Origin of the sequence: Serratia sarumanii (assembly GCF_029962605.1) — a bacterium.
Classification (GTDB): Bacteria; Pseudomonadota; Gammaproteobacteria; order Enterobacterales; family Enterobacteriaceae; genus Serratia; species Serratia sarumanii.
This window is the reverse complement of record NZ_CP124750.1, coordinates 3743556-3758643: the sequence shown is the minus strand read 5'-3', so window position 1 is coordinate 3758643 and position 15088 is coordinate 3743556. Positions and strand designations below refer to the sequence as shown.

At 60.2% G+C, this 15088-nt stretch carries 16 protein-coding genes and 1 riboswitch; of the genes, 9 read left to right on the top strand and 7 right to left on the bottom strand.

Translation table 11 applies throughout. From position 1 onward, the window contains the following. Positions 1-197: 197 nt before the first annotated feature. Complete coding sequence (locus tag SSARUM_RS17850; RefSeq protein ID WP_060388328.1) at positions 198-560, bottom strand: winged helix-turn-helix transcriptional regulator; 363 nt, start codon at positions 558-560, stop codon at positions 198-200. A 122-nt stretch (positions 561-682) separates the two neighbouring features. Between SSARUM_RS17850 and SSARUM_RS17845 the strand changes: the two genes are divergently transcribed. Then, positions 683-1516: an enoyl-CoA hydratase/isomerase family protein gene (locus SSARUM_RS17845; protein ID WP_039568513.1), complete on the top strand. Its 834-nt coding sequence runs from the start codon at positions 683-685 to the stop codon at positions 1514-1516. A 14-nt stretch (positions 1517-1530) separates the two neighbouring features. On the opposite strand, the gene SSARUM_RS17840 is transcribed toward SSARUM_RS17845, so the two are convergent. Both SSARUM_RS17840 and SSARUM_RS17835 read right to left on the bottom strand, forming a co-directional pair. Then, a complete protein-coding gene (locus SSARUM_RS17840) occupies positions 1531-3312 on the bottom strand; it encodes a hybrid sensor histidine kinase/response regulator (RefSeq protein WP_039568510.1) in 1782 nt (593 codons plus the stop codon). After that, positions 3309-3941 (bottom strand): response regulator transcription factor, encoded by a 633-nt coding sequence (locus SSARUM_RS17835; protein WP_060430456.1) that lies wholly within the window; start codon positions 3939-3941, stop codon positions 3309-3311. Before SSARUM_RS17835 ends, SSARUM_RS17840 begins: the two co-directional genes overlap by 4 nt. A 175-nt stretch (positions 3942-4116) precedes the next feature. Between SSARUM_RS17835 and SSARUM_RS17830 the strand changes: the two genes are divergently transcribed. Then, entirely contained in the window at positions 4117-4431 is a 315-nt protein-coding gene (locus SSARUM_RS17830; protein ID WP_025303891.1) for a putative periplasmic lipoprotein, read from the top strand. A gap of 195 nt (positions 4432-4626) precedes the next feature. After that, on the top strand, positions 4627-7689 hold the full coding sequence (locus tag SSARUM_RS17825) for an autotransporter outer membrane beta-barrel domain-containing protein (protein WP_060388329.1): 3063 nt from the start codon (positions 4627-4629) through the stop codon (positions 7687-7689). A 145-nt stretch (positions 7690-7834) separates the two neighbouring features. Here the strand turns inward: SSARUM_RS17825 and rluF are convergent, their stop codons facing one another. Then, positions 7835-8704: a 23S rRNA pseudouridine(2604) synthase RluF gene (rluF, locus tag SSARUM_RS17820; protein ID WP_021504493.1), complete on the bottom strand. Its 870-nt coding sequence runs from the start codon at positions 8702-8704 to the stop codon at positions 7835-7837. A gap of 183 nt (positions 8705-8887) precedes the next feature. Between rluF and SSARUM_RS17815 the strand changes: the two genes are divergently transcribed. After that, complete coding sequence (locus SSARUM_RS17815) at positions 8888-9442, top strand: DUF2778 domain-containing protein (protein ID WP_223182026.1); 555 nt, start codon at positions 8888-8890, stop codon at positions 9440-9442. Next, complete coding sequence (locus SSARUM_RS17810; protein ID WP_033648856.1) at positions 9414-9674, top strand: DUF1158 family protein; 261 nt, start codon at positions 9414-9416, stop codon at positions 9672-9674. Before SSARUM_RS17815 ends, SSARUM_RS17810 begins: the two co-directional genes overlap by 29 nt. Before the next feature lie 6 nt (positions 9675-9680). Here the strand turns inward: SSARUM_RS17810 and SSARUM_RS17805 are convergent, their stop codons facing one another. Next, complete coding sequence (locus SSARUM_RS17805; protein WP_033648951.1) at positions 9681-10130, bottom strand: winged helix-turn-helix transcriptional regulator; 450 nt, start codon at positions 10128-10130, stop codon at positions 9681-9683. Positions 10131-10225: 95 nt separating this feature from the next. On the opposite strand from SSARUM_RS17805, the gene SSARUM_RS17800 reads away from it, so the two are divergent. After that, entirely contained in the window at positions 10226-11455 is a 1230-nt protein-coding gene (locus SSARUM_RS17800) for an MFS transporter (protein ID WP_060388330.1), read from the top strand. On the opposite strand, the gene SSARUM_RS17795 is transcribed toward SSARUM_RS17800, so the two are convergent. Both SSARUM_RS17795 and SSARUM_RS17790 read right to left on the bottom strand, forming a co-directional pair. Then, complete coding sequence (locus SSARUM_RS17795) at positions 11432-12112, bottom strand: methyltransferase (protein WP_033648854.1); 681 nt, start codon at positions 12110-12112, stop codon at positions 11432-11434. The genes SSARUM_RS17800 and SSARUM_RS17795 overlap by 24 nt on opposite strands. Before the next feature lie 101 nt (positions 12113-12213). Next, positions 12214-12639, bottom strand: a complete 426-nt coding sequence (locus SSARUM_RS17790) for a GNAT family N-acetyltransferase (RefSeq protein ID WP_033648853.1) — start codon at positions 12637-12639, stop codon at positions 12214-12216. Between the two features lie 142 nt (positions 12640-12781). Further along, positions 12782-12878: riboswitch (TPP riboswitch) on the top strand. Positions 12879-12913: 35 nt separating this feature from the next. On the opposite strand from SSARUM_RS17790, the gene thiM reads away from it, so the two are divergent. The 3 genes from thiM (at position 12914) to SSARUM_RS17775 (ending at position 15048) form a co-directional block, all read left to right on the top strand. Then, positions 12914-13705 carry a hydroxyethylthiazole kinase gene (gene thiM / locus SSARUM_RS17785; RefSeq protein ID WP_033648852.1) on the top strand — a complete coding sequence of 264 codons (792 nt, stop codon included), beginning with the start codon at positions 12914-12916 and terminating at the stop codon, positions 13703-13705. Next, positions 13705-14505, top strand: coding sequence for a bifunctional hydroxymethylpyrimidine kinase/phosphomethylpyrimidine kinase (gene thiD, locus SSARUM_RS17780; RefSeq protein ID WP_060420027.1), 801 nt, complete (start codon positions 13705-13707; stop codon positions 14503-14505). Before thiM ends, thiD begins: the two co-directional genes overlap by 1 nt. An 84-nt stretch (positions 14506-14589) precedes the next feature. Continuing rightward, positions 14590-15048, top strand: coding sequence for an inhibitor of vertebrate lysozyme family protein (locus SSARUM_RS17775; RefSeq protein ID WP_033648850.1), 459 nt, complete (start codon positions 14590-14592; stop codon positions 15046-15048). The last annotated feature ends 40 nt before the right edge of the window (positions 15049-15088 follow it).

Sequence of the window (15088 nt, the reverse complement as noted above, 5' to 3'; positions counted from 1 at the left end):
AGTGCTCAACATTAAGGGATTGCAGTGGAACAGCAGGTGGCCTTGGAGTACACGCGTACCGTAAGGCACTGTATTGACCCCATTGTCATACCATCAGGACATCCAGCAGCTGCTGTTTAAGCGATTCATCATGCCCTGATAGCCCTATGGCGCCTAACCCTCGTTTTCCTGCAAGTGAAAGACTATGGGGGATCGCATCACCCGTCCTGCTCATCATACTTGCGCTGGCACTCCTGAATCGCCTCAATATTCCCTAACGTCCAGTCGAACAGTATCGAGAACGGCCCCTGCAGGGATTTGCCGAGCGGCGTCAGCGAATACTCGACGCCAAGCACCCGCCCATCCAACACTTTGCGATGCACCATGCCGTTGCGTTCCAATTTGCGCAGGGTCTGGGTCAGCACGCGTTGCGTGACACCATCCAGACGGCGCTTGATGGCGTTGAAACGCTGCGGCTCGCGCAGCACTTCCAGCACCATCATGGACCATTTATCGGCAATCTGATCGAGCACGATGCGGCTCGGGCAGTCGGCGCGGTAAACAACATCGGTCTTATCCATCGGTATCTTCCTGCATCCCTGGGATGCTTAAGGTGCGTAATTGACGCCAGGTATGCAAAGTATACCATTCGAAACACGGCGCGAATAACCCGCACTTGTACCCCAGGTAAAAGGACATTGAGATGACAGATACAAATTTCAGCAAACTCAGGCTGTCTCATGCGCACGGCGTGATGACGATCGCTATCGATAACCCACCGGTAAACGTACTTGATGTGGCGCTGATGTCGGAAATCAGCCGTTTATTGCTCGCGGTGCGTGACGATCCGGATACGCGGGTGTTGGTGTTCCAGAGCGCAAACCCAGAATTCTTTATTGCTCACGTCGACATGACCTTGATCGATGAGCCGCACGCTTTCGACGAACTGGCGAGCAACGCGCCGGAGGGGCTTAATCCGTTCCAGGCGTTTGGCGAACTGCTGCGCAGCCAGCCGCAGGTTACTCTCGTTAAGCTGGCTGGGCTGGCGCGCGGCGGCGGCGCCGAGTTTGTGGCGGCGGCCGATATGGCTTTCGCTGCACGGGAAGCGGCGGGACTGGCCCAGTGCGAGGCCTTGATGGGCATTACGCCCGGCGGCGGCGCGACGCAGTATCTGACGAGCCGAATGACGCGCGGCCGCGCTCTGGAAGTGATCCTGGGCGCTGAGCTTTTCGATGCCGCTACCGCAGAACGCTACGGCTGGATTAACCGCGCCTTGCCTGCTGCCGAGCTCGATGATTTCGTCGATCGGTTAGCGCGCAATATCGCGGCATTGCCAGAGGGCGTGATTGCGGCGGCCAAACAGGCGATGCCTGCGCCGGATCTGCAGGCCGGTTTTTATCGCGAGCACGACGCCTGGGCAGGATTGTTCGCACGCCCGGCCGCGGAGCGGTTGATTCGCGGCGGGCTGAAGGCCGGAGCGCAAACCCCGGAGGGGGAGCGCAATCTTGAAGGCCTGCTGCGTCATCTGGCCCGCTAAGATTCCGCCTCGCGCTAGCCGGCCCCCCACTGCGTCAGCAGCGCATGCAGCCTGGCCGGCTCCAGCGGTTTGCGCAGCACCAGATAGCCTTCCTGCTCGGCCTCTTGCAATATCTGCGAGTTGAACTCGCCGCTGACCATGGCGCCGCTCACGTCCGGCAGGCGTTCGAACAGCGCTTTCAGGATGTCGAAACCGCTCTCGCCGGAACGCAGGCGCTGGTCGCACAGCACGGCGAACGGCGTAAAACCGTCGTCGACGATGGCGAAGGCTTCCTCGGCGGAGGCCGCGCAGCGCACGGTGATGCCCCAGGTGCTCATCAGGCTCTCCCAGGCTGAAGTCACCAAAGGATCGTCGTCCACCACCAGGCAGGCGCCGCGCAGCGGCGCATAGCGGATGGGCGTGGCGGTGTTGTCGTAGGCGGCCGCGGTTTCCGGCGCTTTGTCTTCGCCGATGTATTGCGTGAAGCGCATCCAGAAGCGCGAACCTTTGCCTTCGACGGAGTGCATGCCGTACTTCACCTTCATCAGCTTGGCGCAGCGCGCCACCACCGCCAGCCCCAGCCCGTGGCCGGCGCTGTCGATTTTCCACGCCAGTTCGGGGCGGTAGTAAGGGGAGAAGATTTTGCTTTTCTCTTCGTCGGCGATGCCCACGCCGGTGTCCCACACTTCCACCAGGCACTCGGTGCCGCGCGGGCGGATGGCGATCAGCACGCCGCCCCGTTGCGTGTAGCGCAGGGCGTTTTGGATCAGGTTGATCAACGATTGCCGCACCAGCAGCGGATCGCCCATCACGCTGATGCGCCGTTTAGGCCGCCAGGTGCGCAGCGCCAGGGCGCGGCTGTTGGCCTCTTCGCGGAACAGGGTGATCACCGAGTCGAGCAGGGCGCCGATATCCACATGGGTGGCGGCGGTGCGCACGTTGCCGGACTCGATCTTGCTGAGATCGAGCAGCGAATTGAACATCAAATGCACCGAACGCACGCTCTGTTGCAGATCCAGCAGCTGCGGCGTCAGGCTGTCGTCGCGGTTCTTGTGGATGATGGCTTCGATCAGAAAGCCCATGGCGTGCACCGGCTGGCGCAGATCGTGGCTGGCGGTGGTCAGGAACTGGTTCTTGTCCAGCAGCGCCTGTTCCGCCTCCTCTTTAGCTTGCCGGAACTGTTCCGCCAGGCGGGAGCTTTGTTCTTCGAGCAACGCCTGCTGGATAAAGAACGCATGCGAGGTTAACGCGTGGCGGTAAATGGCGAAGCCGTACAGCAAGTTCAGCATCAGCACGATGAACATCACGTCTTCCAGCCGCCAGATGATGCCGAGGTTCAGCAGCCCCCAGGAAGCGAAGAAAAAGCGGGTAAAGGTGCTGATAACCGGCGTCAGATGCGTTGCGTTGGCGGCGACGATCGCGGCGATGCTGATATTGAGCAGCAGAAAAAAGTCAAAGTTATGGGTCTGCGGCGTAATTAAATAGAGTGATGAGATCCCCAATCCGTGAATAAACGCCACCTTATTAATGCGCGGCAGCCAGCGGCGCAGCACGGCGTCTTCATCATTTTCTTTGGCCTCGCGTTGGTAGCGCCGATGCCATATTCTGATCGCCACGGCGCATAGCAGGTAAACCATGATCCAGGCAATGGTTGGGCCGAGTTCATCCCCCAGCAAATAAATCCAGATGGCGAACGGGATGCCGACGAAAGGCACGGCGGTGAAGCTGAACACCAACCGCATGAAGGTGTTGTCCAGCAGGCGGATCTGCGCGCGTGAGGAGATGCCATCATTTTGTAAATTCTGGAAAAACTTCATTGTGACGGATCCCGTTTGCCGTGCAACAGCGTGATGGCTTCTACCCGGCTGTTGACGCCGATCTTTTTCAAGATATTACTGATATGCTCTTTCACGGTGGGTTCGGAAATAGACAGCTGCGTCGCGATCCTTTTATTCGGCAGGCCGCGCAGTATCATAGTTAATACGTCGATTTGTCTCGGCGTTAAATTGAATTTATTTAAATGTTCATGACTGTTTTTAATGGCGGATTCATTTCCTTCCGGGAACCACTCCTGATTATTATTCAACGCAAAAACCGCTCTGGCGAATAATTCCGGGGGTTCATTTTTTAATACGAACCCATGCCCGCCGGCATTGTGCACTTTCTGCCAGATATCGTTATTTTCGTCGCCGCTGACCACCAAAATGCGCACCTGAGAATAACGTTGTTTTACTTCTTTGAGTAATTTCAACGCCGTACCGGAAGAGAGCCAAAAATCGATCACCAGTAAACGCGGCGGGCCATTTTCCCTAATATGACGGTAGCAATTTTCTTCATTGGTCACCACATGTGCCTGTTTGAATCGGCAATGCGTGCTGAGAAAGTTAGCGATACCGCTTGCTACCAATGGATGGTCATCAACGACCAACGCATAATCCTGCCCCAAAGGATTCTCCTTTCGCCTTCACAGTTCAGATAGGTCTGATGAATTATTATCAACCCTCCCTACTTTAGGAGGGTTTTTTCGTTTAGGAAAGGGAAATATATTATTCGAGGATTTGGATAAGAGAAAACATAAAGCCAATCGATAATTTTAACTGATTGGTTATAAAGGATAATTTATGAAAAAACCACTTATCGCTTTAACCGTTACGATGATGATAGCCGGTTGTTCCACCCTGAAAACCGATCAGGCCATTCCATTACTGCAGGCGGAAACCGCCAAAATGCTGGGCCTGGGCTCATCGGACGAAATTACCGTGACCAATGTCAATGGCGCACAGCCAGATGCGCTGGGCGGCCAAAAACTTTCTTATCGTGCCACCACGGAAAAAGGCCGCATTTTCGATTGTTCGTCGCTGATGATGCCGGGAATTTTAGGGTCGTCGCCGTCGCTGAGCGCGCCGACCTGTACGCCGGTGGTCACGCATAAATAATTCGCTTTGGGGGCGGTATTGCCGCTTCCTGGTTTTCCATCGTCGGAGCGTCAGCGCCGGGGGGCAATAAGCTTTTGCTTCGACGATCACTAAACCGGCGTGCGCGAAATAACGCCTTACACCTCCTCTAGTGCATTGAGTTTCCCTATAACAATAAATTTCGCGCCATCATGCCAACGAGTACGGAGATAGCCCGTGAATGACAAGACATCGCATCCTTTAGCGGTTAAAACACCGCTTTCCAAACTTTACCTCGCTCTATTTTCTGCGCCGCTGTTGATGCTGGCGCCCGCCGATATCGCTCGCGCAGATGATGCCATTTTTGATGGCGACGCAAAAATTACCGAATCATTGGCCTACACCGGGGACGTTTACGTCGGCCGTAATCAAAGCGGCAACCTGCTGATCGATAATGGCAAGATCAGCGCCTATAACATCAATATCGGCCGGATGTTCAACGGCCAAATTCATGAAAGCCTGGTCACGGTCCGCGGGCCGAACGCCGAGCTGAACGCGGTGAACGATCAGTTCGTGCTGCGCGGCGGCCTGAATCTGGGGCGGGGCACCCTGCGGGTTGAAGACGGCGCGCTGGCCAGCGCGAAAGAGATCGTGGTCGGCACCACGCGTGGCTACGACAGCCATCTGATCGCCACCGGCGCCGGTTCTCGCGTCACCAGCAATTTTCTCAGCGTCGGCACCGATTTAGGGGCACGATCCACGCTGGCGATTGAAGACGGCGCGGTGCTGAACACCGCCTTTGACGCGCGCATCGGCAATGGTAGCGGGCCGGGCGAGACCGATACGCTGAGCCCGAAAGCCACGGTCACCGGGGCCAATTCCCAATGGAACGTCGGCCGCGCGCTCACGCTTTACGGCGATCTGGACGTGCTGAACGGTGGCGCGGTCAGCGTTGGCAGCATCGAAGTGGCGGGCGTCTCCGGCGCGCGTAAAACCGCCGAGCTGACGATCGCCGGCAACGGCTCACGGTTTACCAGCGGCAGCAGCGTCAACGTCGGCGATTACGGCAACGGCGTGCTGGCGGTCATGGACGGCGGGACATTCTCCGCCGGCGGCAACGAAGTGGTGCTGGGCAAGACCGGCTCCGGCTCTAACCGCGGCGCGCTGATTATCGGCAGCCGCGGCAACATGGACACCGGCACCGGGTTGACTGAGCCGACGCTCGGCGCGGCGGGCGCCGCAGGCACCATCGATGCCCAGACGGCGATCGCCCTGCGGGGCGGATTGTTCCGCAGCTATGTGTACTTTAACCATACCGACGGCAATTACGTTTTCAGCAACAAGATGAGCGGCGAAGGCGAGGTGATCAACAGCGCCGGGCACACGACGCTGAACGGCGATCTCTCTGAGCTGCAGGCGAACGTCACCGCGCGCGGCGGCAAGCTCATCATCGCCAGCGACATCAATACCCAGAAAGAAGACGACATCTTCGAGATCCAAACCCTCAGCGCAGAGAACGGCGGCACGCTGATCCTCAACGCGACGGCGGGTTCCGACGTCAATAACGGGCAGGGCTACAGCAGCGCCGCGTCGATCAAGGCCGGCGGCACATTGGGCGGCAACGGCACGCTGGGCCAGACCGAGATCCAGTCCGGCGGCCATATCTCGCCCGGCGACGGCAATATCGGCACGCTGACGCTGAAACGCTACCTGAACTTTATCGGCGAATCCTTCTACGACGTCGATATCGCCGGCGACGGCCGCAGCGACCAGTTGCTGGTGGCGGGCAAAACCACCATCAGCGATCGGGCCAAGGTGCAGGTTACGGCGCTGGATCCGCAAACCAGCTATAAAACCGGCCAAAGCTATCGCATTCTGACCTCGGACGGCGGCATTGACGGCCAGTTCGCGGCGGCGGTCTCCAAGTCTGCCTTCCTCGATGTAGCGCTGAATCACAGCGCCAACGCCGTGGATCTGACCATCGCGCAGAAAGACACGGGCGGTGAAAATCCAGGGGGCGAAAACCCGGGTGGAGAAAACCCAGGCGGTGAGAATCCAGGGGGCGAAAACCCGGGTGGAGAAAACCCAGGCGGTGAGAATCCAGGGGGCGAGAACCCGGGTGGGGAAAACCCAGGCGGTGAAAATCCGGGGGGCGAGAACCCAGGCAGCGGCAAGCCGGGCATTTTCCAAACGGTGGCCGAAAGCGGCAACCAGTGGAATACCGCCGGTGCGCTCTCGACGCTGACGCAGAGCGGCCCTTCGTTGGCGCTGTACAACTCGCTGCTGCTGCTGAGTGCGCCGGAAGCGCGCGAGGCGTTCAATCAGCTGTCCGGCGAAGTCTATCCGTCGATGCAGTCTAACCTGATCGCCGGCAGCACCCAGCTGTTCAACGTGCTGAACCAGCGCATGCTGCGCCTGTTCGACAACGACAGCCTGCCGATACCGCCGTTGGCGATGTCGCTGGTGCAACCGGCGCAGGCGCAAAACAGCGGCGTCTGGGGGCAGACCTTCAGTTCATGGGGCAAAAACAGCGGCAACGGCAACGTGGGCAAGCTGGATGGCAACACCACCGGCTTCCTGTTGGGGGCGGATCGCAAGCTGACTGATCATAACGTGCGTATCGGCGGCTACTTCGGTTACAGCCGCGGCGACTACGACGTCGACAGCCGCCGTTCCAAGGCCGATACCGACAACTACCACCTCGGCCTGTATGCGGCGGGGCAGCAGGATGCGTTCTCGCTGCGCGGCGCGCTGGGTTACACCTGGCACAAGATTGAAGGCAAGCGCAACGTCGATTTCAGCGGCTTCTCGGATCGGCTGAAGTCGGACTACGATGCCAACTCGCTGCTGGCGTTCACCGAAGCGGGCTACCGTTTCGGCCAGCCGGAGATGAACGTCGAACCGTTCATCAACCTGAGCTACATCCGTCTGCATACCGACAGCTTCCAGGAGTCGGGGGGCGCGGCGGCGCTGAGCGTGCGCAATGAAACGATGAACACCTTCTACTCCACGCTCGGGGTGCGCGGCGTGACCGAGCTGCCGAAGAACGTCAGCCTCTACGGCTCGCTCGGCTGGCAGCACGCCTACGGCGATAAGAACACCTCATCGCGCATGGCGTTTGCCGGCAGTGACGCGTTCGTCACTCAGGGCCAGGCCGTGGATGACAACGTGATGGTGGGCGATATCGGCGTGAGCGTGAAACTGTCGCGCGCCGCGACGCTGGATGTCGGCTATCAGGGGCAATTCGGCGCCGATACCCGCGTTAATTCGGTCAACGCCAACCTGCGCTGGTCGTTCTGATTCTTCCTCTAGACTTCTCTGGTACTGACTGGCCCGCTTGATGCGGGCCTTTTTTATGGTGAGAACTCAGTGGCGGCCTGTGGCTGACTTTTATGATGAAAAAGCCCGCGCAACGGCGGGCTTGGCGAGAAGCGTGAGCGGGGGGTTAACGCCCTTTTTTCTTGCGCCCTGGCTGGGTAAAGCGCTTGCGGCCGGCCGGCGCAGCGGCTTTGTCGGCGCTTTTGGGGCCGCCGGCACTCGGTTTTTTCGCCGCGGCGGATTTGGCCGGGGCCTTCTTCGCCGGCTTGGCCTCGGATGAAGAGCCTTCAATCAGTTTGAACAGCTCGATCAGCTCGTCATCGGTCAGATCGCGCCATTCGCCCAGCGGCAAGCCTTTGAGGCTGACGTTCATGATGCGCGTGCGTTCCAGCTTGGTGACCTCGTAGCCGAAGTGTTCGCACATGCGGCGGATCTGGCGGTTCAGCCCCTGCACCAGCGTGATGCGGAACACGAAAGGTGCCTCTTTCTTCACCTTGCACTTTTTGGTCACCGTGCCCAGCATCGGCACGCCGGCGCCCATGCCGCGAATAAACTCGTCGGTCACCGGCTTGTTGACCGTCACCAGATACTCTTTCTCGTGATTGTTGCCGGCGCGCAGGATCTTGTTGACCAGGTCACCGTGGTTGGTCAGAAAGATCAGCCCCTGCGAATCTTTGTCCAAGCGGCCGATCGGGAAAATGCGTTTGCTGTGGTTGACGAAGTCGGCGATGTTGTCGCGCTCGCCGTCTTCGGTGGTGGTGACGATGCCGACCGGCTTGTTCAGCGCGATCAGCACCAGATCTTCTTCATTGCGCGGTTCGATCAGCTGACCGTTAACCTTCACCACATCGCCGGCAAATACCTGGGCGCCAACGGTGGCGCGTTTACCGTTGATGAAAACGTTGCCCTGTTCGATGTATCGATCGGCGTCGCGGCGTGAGCAGATACCGCTCTCGCTAATGTATTTGTTCAGACGAATGGATGAGTTAGTCAGCATGGGATCTCCGTAAAACGCGGACTATACATTACCTGCAGGGGATTGCGGAAGCTGTTAGAGAATAGATGTAATAGCTCAAGGTGATGCACGCGCCATCAATGCTGATTGGGCCTTACTCATTGCTGATTCTATCATCACGAGTTAACAATATTCAAAAAATCAATAAGATAGATAAAATCTTATTTGCTGGATATTATCGGTGCTCAGCCAAAGGATGGGGGAAATAAAATGCTTCGCTGCTTTTTAGTTCATAATGGAAACAAAATAAACACTCTGTTGTGTCAAGGGGTTGGGATGTTCTCTGTGTTTTCTGGTAATAAACAGTATACAAATCAACCAGGATGTACAGATGTTCCCAATCACGGGGCTATACCAGCCGGTACTTACTGGATTGTGGATCGGCCATCCGGTGGTTTAAAGTCGCAGACTATTACTTTCATAAAAGATATTGTGACCAATGTAGATCACAATAGTTGGTTTGCTTTATACAGAGATGATGGAACAGTTAACGATAGAACATGGATTAACGGCATTATGCGTGGGCAATTCAGGTTGCATCCAATCGGTCCACTTGGATTATCCGAAGGATGTGTAACCTTTTATTCCCAAAACGAATTCAATCGTCTGCGAGCTGCATTGCTGAAATCGAAAACAGCCAGAGTTCCGGGAACGACATTACAGGCATATGGGACTATCGAGGTGAAAGGCTATGAAAAAACTTGCCCTGTTGCTCGCTAACGCATTGGCTGTTGTTGGGCTGGCTGTGCTGACAATAAAGCTTTTTCCTGTACCCAGGCTAAACCAGGATCAAACCGCTTGGCTGATTGACGCCAGCGAGTTTTTCCATTTTAACGATACGGAATGGTTTGGTGCGCTCATTTTTGGCGCGGTTTATCTGCTGGCCGGGTGTCTGGAATGGCTCTTTATCCGCCAGGTTTTTCAGCGGGTGAGCTGCGGGCACCGCCACTAACTCTCATCACCGTTCCTCCACCTTCACCACCCGGGTATTCAGCGGGGTGAGCGTCTGCCCGGCGCTGCCGATCGGCGTCAGGCGCGGGACGGGGCGGCCGCTGTCGCTTTCCACCAGCGTTGAGTGCGCTTCTCCCTCGGCGAACAGATGATCTTCCCCCCACTGGCGCAGGCCGACGATCACCGGAAACAGCGCGCGGCCTTTCTCGGTCAGCACATATTCCTGATAGGCGCTGCCGTCTGCGGCGGGCACGATTTCCAGCACGCCGTGCGTCACCAGCGCGCGCAGGCGGGTGGCAAGGATGTTCTTCGCCATCCCCAGCCCTTTTTGAAATTCGCTGAAGCGGGTGACGCCGTCGAAGGCGTCGCGCACGATCAGCAGCGACCACCAGTCGCCAATCACATCCAGCGTGCGCGCCACCGGGCACGGCGCGTCTTCCAGGCTTTTACGTTTCACGACGGTTATCTCCAACTGCACATTCTGGTTGCATTATAAAACCTCTGCGCCTAAAGTTCATTGGGTTTAATAATGAAACTAGATTGAGGTATGCGATGAGCGACAAACTGCTGGATCCCCCCTGTGCGGCGCTGGGGCGCCTGCCGGCCCCTCTGGTGCTGCTGCTGGCCGCCGCCAGCGCCTTTAGCGTGGCCAACGTTTACTATGCGCAGCCGCTGCTGGACGCCATCGCCCATGATTTTTCCATCAGCCTGGCGGCGGTCGGCATGGTGATCACCGTGACCCAACTGGGCTGCGCGCTGGCGCTGCTGTTGGTGGTGCCGCTTGGGGATCGGCTGAACCGGCATTGGTTGCTGGCGGGGCAACAGCTGGGGCTGATCGGCGCGCTGCTGCTGGTGGGCTGGGCGCAAAGCGCGCCCTGGCTGCTGGCGGGGATGTTGCTGGTAGGCTTATTGGGTACCGCCATGACGCAGGGGCTGATCGCTTTCGCCGCAGCACTGGCGGCGCCGCAGGAGCGCGGGCGGGTGGTTGGTGCGGCGCAGGGCGGAGTGGTGTTGGGGTTGCTGCTGGCGCGCACCCTGTCCGGCGCGCTGGCGGATGTCGGCGGCTGGCGCACGGTGTACTTCTTCTCTGCCGGGGTGACGCTGGTATTGCTGCCGATCCTGTCGCGCCTGCTGCCTGCGCCGCGCACCGCTCCCAGTACGCTGAGCTATCCCGCGCTGCTGCGTTCAATGCTGACCCTGCTGCTGCATGACCGCACGCTGCAAATTCGCGGCATGTTGGCGCTGCTGATGTTCGGCGCTTTCAGCCTCTTTTGGAGTTCGCTGGTGTTGCCGCTGAGTCAGGCGCCGTTCAACTTCACCCATGCCGCGGTGGGGGCGTTCGGCCTGGTCGGCGCGGTGGGCGCGCTGGCGGCGGTGCGCGCCGGGCATCTGGCGGATCGCGGACTGGGGCAGGTGGCCAGCGGCGTGTGTCTGCTGCTGCTGACGCTGGCCTGGCTGCCGCTCGGTTTACTCGGCAGCGGCCTGGTTTGGCTGGTGGCGGGCATCGTATTGCTGGATCTGGCGGGCCAGGCGATCCACGTGCTGAACCAGAGCATGATCTTCAGCGCGCACCCGCAGTCGCACAGCAGGCTGGTGGGCTGCTACATGCTGTTTTACGCCGTCGGCAGCGGTCTGGGCGCCTTTGCCGGCACCCATATGTACGCCTGGGCGGGCTGGAGCGGCGTCTGCTGGCTGGGGGCGGGCGTCAGCCTGAGCGCGCTGCTGTTTTGGCGGCTGACGCTGCGCGGCATGCCGCCCTCAGCGGCGGCGGTGGAGCAGTGAAAGCTGGAAGCCCAGCGCACCGCACAACTGCTGAGGCGCGGTGAAGCCGCTTTCCGCCAGGAGGAGACGGCTGCGTGCCGCCGTCATCGGGTGCCAGTTGCGGCGGGTGCGTTCGATCACCTCCTGCGCCTGCGCCGCCGAGTGCCCGGCGCTTTGCAGCCAGTGTTGGTAGTGGCTGGCGGGCAGGCCCTCCGGTTGATAGTCGAACAGCAGCAGCGGTGCGGCGGGGGAGAGGCGCTGTGCCAACTGCTGCAGGAAATCCAGTTTGGTGCCATCGTCGGCGATAAAGTGCAGCACCAATGAGCACACCGCCGCGCCGTGGCGGGTTTGCGGCGCTTGTTGCAGCAAGGTGGGCTGGAAACTCACCCGTTGTGCATAACCCGCGGCTTCGGCCTTGGCGCGCGCGGCCGCCAGCATGCCGGCGGAGGGTTCCACTGCGCTGAAACGCCAGCTGGCGTTGGCGGCGGCCAGCGCCGACAGTTCGCTGCCGGTGCCGCAGCCGGCCAGCAACAGCGTGGCGTCATTCGGCAGCGTCTGCGCGAGCGTCGCCGTCAGCAGCGACTGAGCAAACTGATAGCCGGGCACCAGGGTCAGAATACGGCGATCGTAGTCCGCCGCCGCGGCATCGGGGAAGCGTGTATCCGTTTGATGTTGCATAACCTTCCTTGCAAAGTTCATTGAGAGAGACAAGGAAGGGTATGCTTAAATGATAATGAAATCCATTATCATTAATGAGTTCTGTGACGGGAAAGGCGGCGTTAGCGGGCCGGCGAATGCAGCAGGTAATAATCTTCTTCGCCGTCGTTGCCGGTAGAGATGATGCGCCAGCCGTGTTTGCGGTAGAACGCCAGCGCCTTTTCATTCTTCACCAGGCATTTCAGCGAGCCGGTGGCGGTGAAGGTAGCTTCCGCCGCCTGCAGCAGCGCACTGCCGACGCCGCGCGGCGGCTGATGGGGATCGACATACAGGTTATGAATGAAGTTGTCTTCGCGGTAGATGGAGACGAATCCCAGCAGCGTGCCGCCGTCTTCCGCCACCCAAATCGCTTCGCCCAGCGTCGCGCCGTCGAAATCTTCCAACTGATAGTTTGAGGTATCGCGCCAGCCGAACGCCGCCTTGCGCGACGCCAGGTACAGCGTGCGCAGAAAGGGGCGATCGGTTTCTTGATAGGGTCTTATCTGCATGGCATCTCCCGGTGGTTTGTGCTCACTATAGCGCATAGCGCGGTGTATGCCTGCCGGGCCAATTTATTCGCTTGTTTGTCTGCGTCGCCGCTGGCATGATCCCCTGCAGGGATTAACGCAACGTTGATCACAACCTATTGATTTTCATGACTCGGGGTGCCCTTCTACGTGAAGGCTGAGAAATACCCGTATTACCTGATCTGGATAATGCCAGCGTAGGGAAGTCACGGCCGCCCAGCCGGCGCCGCCTTCTTGAACGCCGGTTGGGAGGAATATGATCGCTCGACCTGATGCACTACCCGGCGCGCGCGCCGCGGCCTGTCTGACCCAATTCCAACAGCGGCCTCCGCTGATCCACTGCCTGACCAACGAAGTGGTGCAATCGCTGACCGCCAACGTGCTATTGGCGCTGGGTGCCTCCCCGGCGATGGTGGTGGAGCCGCAAGAGGCGGCGCAGTTCAGCGTGCTGGCCGACGGCCTGCTGATCAACGTCGGCACCCTCAATGCGCTGCGCGCCGAATCGATGCGGGTGGCGGTGGCCGCCGCCAATCAGGCCGGCAAGCCCTGGACGCTGGATCCGGTGGCGGTCGGCGCGCTCTCCTACCGCACCGCCTTTGCTAAACAGCTGCTGGACGAGAAACCGGCGGCGATACGCGGCAACGCCTCGGAAATCATGGCGCTCAGCGGGTTGCTGGCCAGCGGCCGCGGCGTGGACAGCGGCGACGATTCGCTGGCGGCATTGCCCGCCGCGCGTGAGCTGGCGCAGCGCAGCGGCGCGGTGGTGGCGGTCACCGGCGCGGTGGATTACGTCACCGACGGCCAACGCGATTGGGCGATCGAAGGCGGTTCCCCGCTGATGACGCGGGTGGTGGGCACCGGCTGCGCGCTGTCGGCGGTCGTGGCAGCGTTTTGCGCCCTGCCGGGCGATCGCCTGGACAACGTGGCGACCGCCTGCCGGGTGATGTCCCACTGCGGCGGCCTCGCGGCCAGACAGGCCACCGGGCCGGGCAGCTTTACGCCGGCGTTCCTCGACGCCCTGTATCAGCTGCGCGGGGAGGATCTGTGATGAAACGCATTAACGCCCTGACCATCGCCGGCACCGATCCCAGCGGTGGCGCCGGCATTCAGGCCGATTTGAAGGCTTTCTCGGCGCTTGGCGCCTACGGCACCTCGGTGATCACCGCGCTGGTGGCGCAGAATACCCGCGGCGTGCAGTCGGTGTATTACATCGATCCGGCGTTCGTCGCCGCGCAGCTGGACTCGGTGTTCAGCGACGTGCGCATCGACAGCGTCAAGATTGGCATGCTGGCCAACGCCGACATCGTGCAGGCGGTGGCCGAACGGCTGCGCCATTACCGGCCGGAATTCGTGGTGCTGGACACCGTGATGCTGGCGAAAAGCGGCGATCCGTTGTTGGCGCCGGAGGCGGTGGCGTCTATTCGGAGCGAGCTGTTGCCGCTGGTGTCGATCATTACGCCGAACCTGCCGGAAGCGGCGGCGCTGCTGGCGTGCGCGCCGGCGGAAGATGAAGCGCAGATGCGCGAGCAGGGGCGGGCGCTGCTGGAGATGGGCTGCCGGGCGGTGCTGATGAAGGGCGGCCACCTGAGCGAAAGCGAGAGCCCGGACTGGCTGTTTACCGCAGAAGGCGAGCAGCGCTTTACCGCGCCGCGCGTCGCCACCCGCCACACCCACGGCACCGGTTGCACGCTCTCGGGCGCGCTGGCGGCGCTGCGCCCGCGCCATGCCGACTGGGCGGCCACGGTGGCCGCCGCCAAGGACTACCTGCAACAAGCACTGCAACAGGCGGACACGCTGGAAGTGGGGCACGGCATCGGGCCGGTGCATCATTTCCACGCCTGGTGGTGAGTCAACTTTTTGCCGCAACCGTGGTCTGACTAGTTCAGGCCCGGTTTTATGGGCGAAACCTGATTTAACCTAGGGAGAAGGACTATGACGGGACACCAGGCGCTGCGTTGCGCCCTCTTCGGCGCACTGCTCAGCTTCAGCGCGGGCAGCTTTGCTCAGCAGATCGTCACCACGTCGGATTTGATTCAGCAGCCGGGGTATCAGGCCAGCTGGCAAAACATGGTGAAAGGCCAGGCGCGGATGCCGGGCTGGGCGCGCAAGGGCGTCGGCACCTCGACGCCGGCGCAGAACCTGAGCTGGAAGGGCAAAGAGTATCTGGTCGGCAATCTGTGCAAACCGCACGACTGCGGCAACAACTTTTTGATCGTGGCGTTCAGCGCGGACAAATCCCAGGCCTGGGGCGTGCGGGTGGCGGTGGAAGACCGGCCGGAAGCCGTCGACCATCCGAAGAAATACGCCAAGTATCAGTGGCTCGGCAAACCGGATGACGACATGAAGGCGCTGCTGAAGCAGCAGTTCGAGAACAATCCCGACTGGAAATGATCTGACCGGGGGCGCCGGTGATGGCGCCCCCCGGCGTTGA

Bases quoted from the DNA above. Each gene is read 5' to 3' on its own strand.
- SSARUM_RS17850 (WP_060388328.1), bottom strand. From the start codon at position 560: ATGGATAAGACCGATGTTGTTTACCGCGCCGACTGCCCGAGCCGCATC.
- SSARUM_RS17845 (WP_039568513.1), top strand. From the start codon at position 683: ATGACAGATACAAATTTCAGCAAACTCAGGCTGTCTCATGCGCACGGC.
- SSARUM_RS17840 (WP_039568510.1), bottom strand. From the start codon at position 3,312: ATGAAGTTTTTCCAGAATTTACAAAATGATGGCATCTCCTCACGCGCG.
- SSARUM_RS17830 (WP_025303891.1), top strand. From the start codon at position 4,117: ATGAAAAAACCACTTATCGCTTTAACCGTTACGATGATGATAGCCGGT.
- rluF (WP_021504493.1), bottom strand. From the start codon at position 8,704: ATGCTGACTAACTCATCCATTCGTCTGAACAAATACATTAGCGAGAGC.
- SSARUM_RS17810 (WP_033648856.1), top strand. From the start codon at position 9,414: ATGAAAAAACTTGCCCTGTTGCTCGCTAACGCATTGGCTGTTGTTGGG.
- SSARUM_RS17800 (WP_060388330.1), top strand. From the start codon at position 10,226: ATGAGCGACAAACTGCTGGATCCCCCCTGTGCGGCGCTGGGGCGCCTG.
- SSARUM_RS17795 (WP_033648854.1), bottom strand. From the start codon at position 12,112: ATGCAACATCAAACGGATACACGCTTCCCCGATGCCGCGGCGGCGGAC.
- SSARUM_RS17790 (WP_033648853.1), bottom strand. From the start codon at position 12,639: ATGCAGATAAGACCCTATCAAGAAACCGATCGCCCCTTTCTGCGCACG.
- thiM (WP_033648852.1), top strand. From the start codon at position 12,914: ATGATCGCTCGACCTGATGCACTACCCGGCGCGCGCGCCGCGGCCTGT.
- thiD (WP_060420027.1), top strand. From the start codon at position 13,705: ATGAAACGCATTAACGCCCTGACCATCGCCGGCACCGATCCCAGCGGT.
- SSARUM_RS17775 (WP_033648850.1), top strand. From the start codon at position 14,590: ATGACGGGACACCAGGCGCTGCGTTGCGCCCTCTTCGGCGCACTGCTC.